Source organism: Aeromonas sp. ZOR0002 (assembly GCF_963866995.1).
Lineage (GTDB): Bacteria > Pseudomonadota > Gammaproteobacteria > Enterobacterales > Aeromonadaceae > Aeromonas > Aeromonas caviae.
Genome location: NZ_CAWMFQ010000330.1, coordinates 17,038 through 24,018 on the forward strand (window position 1 = coordinate 17,038; position 6,981 = coordinate 24,018).

Annotated in this window: 7 protein-coding genes and 1 pseudogene; 3 read left to right on the plus strand and 5 right to left on the minus strand. The window is 65.1% G+C overall.

Annotated features, from left to right (window positions below; all coding sequences use genetic code 11):
- The 4 genes and pseudogenes from AACR77_RS17680 to AACR77_RS17695 all read right to left on the minus strand — a co-directional run.
- Positions 1-403 (minus strand): annotated as a pseudogene (locus AACR77_RS17680) (LUD domain-containing protein); the annotation flags it as partial.
- Position 404: 1 nt separating this feature from the next.
- Positions 405-1,841: a LutB/LldF family L-lactate oxidation iron-sulfur protein gene (locus AACR77_RS17685; protein ID WP_042883091.1), complete on the minus strand. Its 1,437-nt coding sequence runs from the start codon at positions 1,839-1,841 to the stop codon at positions 405-407.
- Positions 1,834-2,655 (minus strand): (Fe-S)-binding protein, encoded by an 822-nt coding sequence (locus AACR77_RS17690; RefSeq protein ID WP_081999489.1) that lies wholly within the window; start codon positions 2,653-2,655, stop codon positions 1,834-1,836. Before AACR77_RS17690 ends, AACR77_RS17685 begins: the two co-directional genes overlap by 8 nt.
- Before the next feature lie 12 nt (positions 2,656-2,667).
- A complete protein-coding gene (locus tag AACR77_RS17695; protein ID WP_042883093.1) occupies positions 2,668-4,365 on the minus strand; it encodes an L-lactate permease in 1,698 nt (565 codons plus the stop codon).
- Positions 4,366-4,426: 61 nt separating this feature from the next.
- On the opposite strand from AACR77_RS17695, the gene AACR77_RS17700 reads away from it, so the two are divergent.
- A complete protein-coding gene (locus AACR77_RS17700; RefSeq protein ID WP_081999490.1) occupies positions 4,427-5,404 on the plus strand; it encodes a LysR family transcriptional regulator in 978 nt (325 codons plus the stop codon).
- A 15-nt stretch (positions 5,405-5,419) separates the two neighbouring features.
- On the opposite strand, the gene AACR77_RS17705 is transcribed toward AACR77_RS17700, so the two are convergent.
- Positions 5,420-6,214 (minus strand): alpha/beta fold hydrolase, encoded by a 795-nt coding sequence (locus tag AACR77_RS17705; RefSeq protein WP_010674369.1) that lies wholly within the window; start codon positions 6,212-6,214, stop codon positions 5,420-5,422.
- A 106-nt stretch (positions 6,215-6,320) separates the two neighbouring features.
- On the opposite strand from AACR77_RS17705, the gene AACR77_RS17710 reads away from it, so the two are divergent.
- Complete coding sequence (locus AACR77_RS17710) at positions 6,321-6,692, plus strand: MmcQ/YjbR family DNA-binding protein (protein ID WP_042883097.1); 372 nt, start codon at positions 6,321-6,323, stop codon at positions 6,690-6,692.
- 3 nt (positions 6,693-6,695) lie between these two features.
- Positions 6,696-6,981, plus strand: a 286-nt coding sequence (locus AACR77_RS17715) for a GNAT family N-acetyltransferase (protein WP_442853382.1), incomplete at its 3' end; no start/stop codon positions are given.

Below are 6,981 nucleotides of genomic sequence, written 5' to 3' on the forward strand. Positions count from 1 at the left end.
GCAGCAACACGAGCGTGCCGGTATCGGCGATGGCGCCCGCGCAGTGGGTGATGCCCGCCTGACAGGCATCGAACAGCACGTCTTTCCAGCTCGCGAACTCGCCAGAGGGGGTCAACACAGATCGCCCGGCGCAAGCCGCCGCGATTTCGACTTGCCAGCGACCGCCCTGGCCACAGGCCAGATGCGTCACGCCTTCTTGATCCAACCAGGCGGCCAGATCCCGGGCCAGGTTTGCCTGTTGGACTGTGAGGATCTCGGCGTGGCTGGCGCTGATCCCGGCAACAAAGCGCTCGCGCCGTGCCTGATCATCCTCCCCGCGCCAGGGCTGCCAGCCATGGGGGGCGTGGGCAATGGGGGTGGCGGCGCCGCGCAGGCGGCTCAATATGGCCTCTTTGCTCGACATCTCAGGACTCCTTCTTCTTCTGGCGCAGCAGGGCGTGCAGGCTCTGGGGGGCGGGTTTGGGGGCTTCGCGGCACTGGGTCCAGGGGCCCAGGTGTTTGGGCATCAAGCCCCGCAGGCGACCGGCCACCCCGGTTGCGGCGTGGTAGAGGCGCGGGTGGGTGGCGGCAAAGGCAAAGCCCTGCATGGCAAGGGTCTCGAGCCGGCTTTTGGCCGTCCCCTGCCCCGCCAGCGGTTCGTGACCGGGCTGTGCGTTGTGCTTGGCCTCCCGGCGCAGGCGCTGCAACATGTCGGGAATGGGGATGCGCACCGGGCACACCTCGCCGCAGGCACCGCACAGGCTCGATGCGGTCACCAGATCGCTCGTGCTCTCCAGCCCCAGCAGGTGGGGGGAGATGATTTTGCCGATGGGCCCCGGGTAGATGGTGCCGTAGGCGTGGCCGCCGATGCGGGTGTAGACCGGGCAGTGGTTCATGCAGGCGCCGCAGCGGATGCACTGCAAGGTCTTGCGCAGCTCCTCATCCCGGTAAGCCTGGCTGCGGCCGTTGTCGAGCAGCACCAGGTGTACCTCGTCCGGGCCGTCCAGCTCCCCTGCCCGGCGCGGGCCGCTGATGACGTTGAAGTAGGTGGTGATGGCCTGCCCGGTGGCCGAGCGGGTCAGGGCGCTGTAGAGGGGCGGCACATCGGATAAGCACTCCACCACCTTCTCGATGCCGGTGATGGCCACGTGGACTTTCGGCACAGTGGTGCACATGCGCCCGTTGCCCTCGTTCTCGACGAGACAGAGGCTGCCGGTCTCGGCCACCGCGAAGTTGACGCCGGAGAGCCCCATGCCGGCGCGGCGAAACTCTTCGCGCAGGGCCCGCCGCCCGGTCTGGATCAGGGCATCCACGTCCGTGGTGGGGGTGAAGCCTTCCAGGTTGCCGGCGAAGGTGTCGCTCACCTCCTGCTTGTTCTTGTGGATGGCGGGCATGATGATGTGTGACGGGGTGTCGCCGTCGAGCTGGACGATAAACTCCCCCATGTCGCTCTCAAGGCAGCGGATGCCGTGGCGCGCCATCTCGTGGTTGAACCCCACCTCCTCGCTCACCATGGACTTGCCCTTGACGATGCTGCTCACCCCGTGTTGCTGGGCGATACCGAGGATGATGGCGTTGGCCTCGGCCGGCGTCTGGGCCCAGTGTACCCGGATGCCGTTACGCTCGCAGTTGGCTTCGAGCTGCACCAGCAGGTCCGGCAGGCGCGAGAGACAGCGCTGACGAATTTGCTCCGCCGCATCGCGCACCGCCGCTTCTTCGGCGGGATCGGCGAAGGCATCCCGGCGCTTGGCACGCAGATAATCCATGGCGCCGCGAAAATTCTGGCGCAGCACGGGGTCGGCCAGGGCCGCCTCGGCCTGAGGATGGAAGCGGCGCGGCGAATACTTGGCGTGATCAGACATGGGGCTGGGCCTCTTTGGTATGAGCCAAATCGCTAACAGCGGCGCCGTTATGAGCTATTTCGTCACTGTCGGGGCGGCTGTGGGCGAGCAGGAAGCTCGCCAGGTGGGTGGCAGGCAAGATCCTGCCCTGATAGGCCAGGGATCCCTTGATGTTCAAGAGGCACCCCCAGTCGGCGCTCACCAGGGTGTCGGCGCCGGTGGCCAGCAGGTGGCGGGTCTTGTCCTCCACCATGGCCTGGCTGATGTGAGGGTGGCGCACCGAGAAGGTGCCGCCAAAACCGCAGCACTCGCTCTCGTAGGCCTGTTCATGCAAGGTGACGCCATCGAGCTGCCCCAGCAGGCTGCGGGCCGTGGTGTGTACCTGCATCTCGCGCCGGGCCGAGCAGGAGGTGTGCATGACGATGCTCGCCTCCCCCACCCCGTGCCAGCGCACCCGGCAGATCCGGGCCAGAAACTCGGTGAGCTCGAACACCCGATCGCAAAAATCCGCCACCTTGGGGCTCTCGGGAAAGAGGCGGCGGTAGTGGTGGTGCATCATGCCGCCGCAGGAGCCCGACAGCACCACCACCGGCCAGGGCTCGGGGAAGAGCGCCATCTGGCTTTGCGCCACCTTGCGCGCCTCCTCCTCGTGACCCGAGGTGTAGGCCGGCTGCCCGCAGCAGGTCTGTTTCTCGACAAAGTGCACCCTTATCCCTTCCCGCTCGATCAGGGCGATGGCATCGAGCCCCGCCACCGGGTCGAACAGGTCCACCAGACAGGTGGCGTAGAGATAGACATCGGCCGGCTTGGCCGGGTAGACCCGCATTACCTTCATCACTTGCTCTCCTTACTTGAGCTGCAGCAGTGCGTCCGAGATGTGGAAGCTGTACATGAGCGCCAGCCCGATAAGGCCGGTGACCAGCAGGTAGTAGAGGGTCGGCAGCGCCGTCTTGCGCAACGTCGCCCCCTCACGACCGAGCAGCCCCACGGTGGCCGAGGCCGCCACCACGTTGTGAATGGCAATCATGTTGCCGGCCGCCGCACCGACTGCCTGCAGGGCCAGCATGGCGGCGGTGGAGACCCCCAGGGTCTGGGCCACTTCAAACTGGAACTGGCTGAACATCATGTTCGATACCGTGTTGGAGCCGGCGATAAAGGCCCCCAGCGCGCCGATGGTGGCGCTGAGCGCCGGGAAGAACTCCCCCACCAGCCCGGCGGCAAAGTTGGCGGTGGTCACCGGCATGCTGGCGAGATCCGCCCCGTTGACGCCGGAGTTGATGAAGATGCGCACCATGGGCACGGTGAAAATCAGCACGAAGCCAGCGCCGATCAGGGTGCGGCTGGACTCCCCCAATGCCCGCCCGAAGGGGGCGAGGGAGCGCGACTGCAGCCAGGTGGCGAGCAGGGCGCAAAGCACCAGCAGGCCCCCCGGCAGGTAGAGCGGCTCAATGGACGCGCTGACCCCCTTCTCCCCCAAGAGGTCTGTGAAGGCGAGGCTCACCGACAAGAGGCTTGCCTTGAACTCCGGGCTCACCCGGCTCGCCACCAGCAGGAGTGCCAGCGCCACATAGGGGAGCCAGGCCAGCATGAGCGACATGGGGCGACCGGCGGCCTCTTTGAGATCGAGCTTCAAGGAGCCCAGCCACTCGGCGGGCCACTCGTTCTCGGGGGCGAAATCCCAGGAGTTCTTGGGCACCAGAAAACCGGCTCGCCGCGCCGTCACCACCAGGGCCAGCCCCACTAGGCCGCCGATGAGGGACGGGAACTCGGGGCCGAGCAGCATGCCGGTGAGGGCATAGGGGACGGTGAAGGCGAGCCCGGCGAAAATCGCAAACGGCAGGATGGAGAGCCCCTCGGTCCAGCTGCGGTTGCGGCCGAAGAAGCGGGTCAGCATCATCACCATCAGCACCGGCATCAGGGTGCCGACGGTGGCGTGAATGAGGGCCACGTTGGTGGTCACCTGCTGCAGGTAGATGTCCCAGCTGCTGCCACCGGCGCTCAAGGTCTGGCCGATGGCCTGGTTATCCAGCCCCTTGTTGATGCCCACCAGGATGGGGGTGCCCACCGCGCCGAACGACACCGGGGTGGACTGGATCATCATGCCGAGCAGCACGGCGGCGAGCGCCGGAAAGCCGATGGCCACCAGCAGGGGCGCGGCGATGGCGGCCGGGGTGCCAAAGCCCGAGGCCCCTTCGATAAAGGCGCCGAAGCACCAGGCGATGATGATGGCCTGGATGCGCCTATCCGGCGAGATGTTGGTAAAACCGCCGCGAATGGCGGTGATGGCACCGGTGTGTTTCAGGGTATTGAGCATCAGGATGGCGCCGAACACGATCCAGAGCACGGTCACCGTGATCACCAGCCCCTGCAGGGTGGAGGCGAAGACCCGGGTCGGGCTCATCTGCCAGCCCCAGAGGGCGATGAACACGGTCAACAGGAAGGCGACGGGCATGGCGCGCTTGGCGGGCCAGTTGAGGCCGACCAGCAGCACGGCGGCCACCAGGATCGGCGAGAAGGCCACCAGGGCCAGCAGGGTGTCTGTCATCATTGCGTCCTTGTCCAGAGGGGTGCAGAGGCGCACCTTGTTGTTGTTTTGTTAAGCGGACGTGACCTTACCCTGTTCCTTTTTCGCGATATATGGAAATAATGAACAACATTCGTTCCAAAAGTTGATCAATATGGCCAGTACCGACGACCTCATCCTCTTCGCCCAGGTGGTGGAGGCCGGATCCTTCAGCAAGGTAGCTGAACAAAATTCCCTGACAAATTCAGTGGTTAGCAAGCGGATCGGGCGTCTTGAAGAGGAGCTCGGGGTGCAGCTCCTCTATCGCACCACCCGCCGGCTCACCCTGAGTGAGGCGGGCAAGGCGCTCTATCAAGGTGCCAAAAATGTGAAGGCCGCCGCACTGGACGCCTTCGACGCGGTGGCGGGATTTGGTGAAAAGGTGAGCGGTCATGTGCGGATGTCGGTGCCCACCATCTCGGGGGAGCTCTTGCTCGCCGATGCGGTGGCCGATTTTTGCCAGCAGCACCCGGGGCTCACGTTGGAGATGTCCCTGGACAACCGCTTCGTCAACCTGGTGGAAGAGGGGTTCGACCTGGTCATTCGCACCGGTTATCTGGATGACTCGAGCCTGATTGCCCGCCACATTCTCGACTCCCAGTGGGTCATCTGCGCCGCCCCCGCCTATGTGCGCCGTTTCGGGGCGCCGCGGGAGCCGTCGGATTTGCTCACCCACAACTGCCTGCGCTACGCCTACCAGAGCACGGGGGCCTCGGAGTGGGCTTTCAAGGGGGAAGAGGGCAACTATCTGGTGTCGGTGTCGGGGAGCTTTTCAACCGACAACGCCGGCGCCCTGCGCAAGGCGGCGCTGGGGGGGCGCGGCATCGTCTATGTGCCACGCTGTCTGGTCTATCACGATCTGATGAACGGCGAGCTGGTGGATCTCTTCCCCGATCAGGTGGGCAAGAAGCTCGGCATCTACGCCGTCTACCCCTTCACCCGCCAGCCGCCGCGCAAGATAAGGCTGCTCATCGAGCACATCCGCCAGCGCTATCTGGAGATTGGCCACTACTTCATCTGAGGCCCTTGTCGGGCTTCAAAGAGCGGATGACGCCGCCTGACGGGAGAGAAACGCCAGGGACTGGCGGTTGAAGTGATCCGGCTGCTCCACGTTGCAGACATGGCCGCACTTTTCGATGATTTCGAGGCGGCTGTAAGGGTCACGGGCCACCTGCTCACGCACCGGAGCGAGGAACATGTGATCCTCCTCCCCCATCACGTAGAGGGTGGGAATGGGCAGGGCCCGCTCGCGAAAGTAGCGCATCAGGGGGTTCACCTCGGTGGCGAGACGGAACCAGCGCTTGAACTCCTTCTGGCAGAGCTTGCGAGCCTCACGCACGAAGAGGTTGCGGGACTCCTGATGGTGCTGGCGCGGCATGATGATGAAGGCGAACAGGCGGTAGAGCCACATGTAGGGCAGGAAGTGCTGGCCGAGGCGGCCAAGCTGCACCAGCACCCGGGAGCGGATGTCGAGACGCAGGATGGCGCCGCCGAGCACCATGCTCTTGACCCGCTCGGGGCGAAGCTCCGCCAGGTGGCGGATGAGGATGGTGCCAAGGGAGATGCCGACAAAATGGGCGTGGGGGATGCGCAGGTGATCCAGCAGGCGCAGGATGTCCTCGGTCACGGCCCGAAAGCTGTAGTGCCCCTTTACCACCTGCTGCAGCTGGTTGGACTGGCCGTGACCACGAAGGTCGAGCAGCAGCACGTTGAAGTGCTCCCGGTAGGCCCGCAACTGCTTGAACCAGATGGAGGAGCTGCCGCCCGCACCGTGCACGAACACCACCCAATCCCGATCGGGACCCAGTTCAAAGGTCTTGTGGTACAACATCTCATGGGCTCCCGGGGTGATGGGGGGTATACTCGGCGCGCATATTAACAGAAGGCTCACCCCGGTGAACATGCTTCCACCATGATCGGACCAGCCTGGAGTCCCCATGACCCTCGTTCAATTGCGTGAATTTTTGCTCAGCCAGCCCGGCGCCACCGAGGACACCCCCTTCGGCCCGGAGATCCTGGTCTATCGCATCGCCGGCAAGATGTTTGCCCTGGTGGACTGGCAGGCGGAGCCCCTCTCCATCAACCTGAAGTGCGAACCCGAACTCGCCCTGCTGCTGCGGGAGATCCACCCCGAGGTGAAACCGGGCTGGCACATGAACAAGCAGCACTGGAACACGGTGACCCTGAGTGAAGGCCTGTCTGACGATCTCTGGCAGGGCTGGGTAGTCCACTCCTATGAGCGGGTGGTGGCGGGTCTGCCCAGGGCGAAGCGGCCCCAGGCCCCCCGCGCGACCATCAGGGAGGGTTGACCCATGCCGTCTCCTTCTTCTCCTCGCATCGTCCCCCTCGAGGAGGCGCACATACCAAGGCTGCTGGATCTGTTCGAGCAGTCGGTACGCCGCCTGGGGCCTGCACACTACAGCCCGGAGCAGGTGGAGCAGTGGGCCAGGGGCGCCCATCACCCGGGGCTTGCCAGCCAGTTGCGCGAGCACCATGGCTGGGTCATCGAGCAAGACGATGTGCCCCTTGGCTTTGCCACCCTGAGCGATGACGGTCATCTCAGCCTGCTCTACGTGAGCGCGGATCATCCGCGCCAGG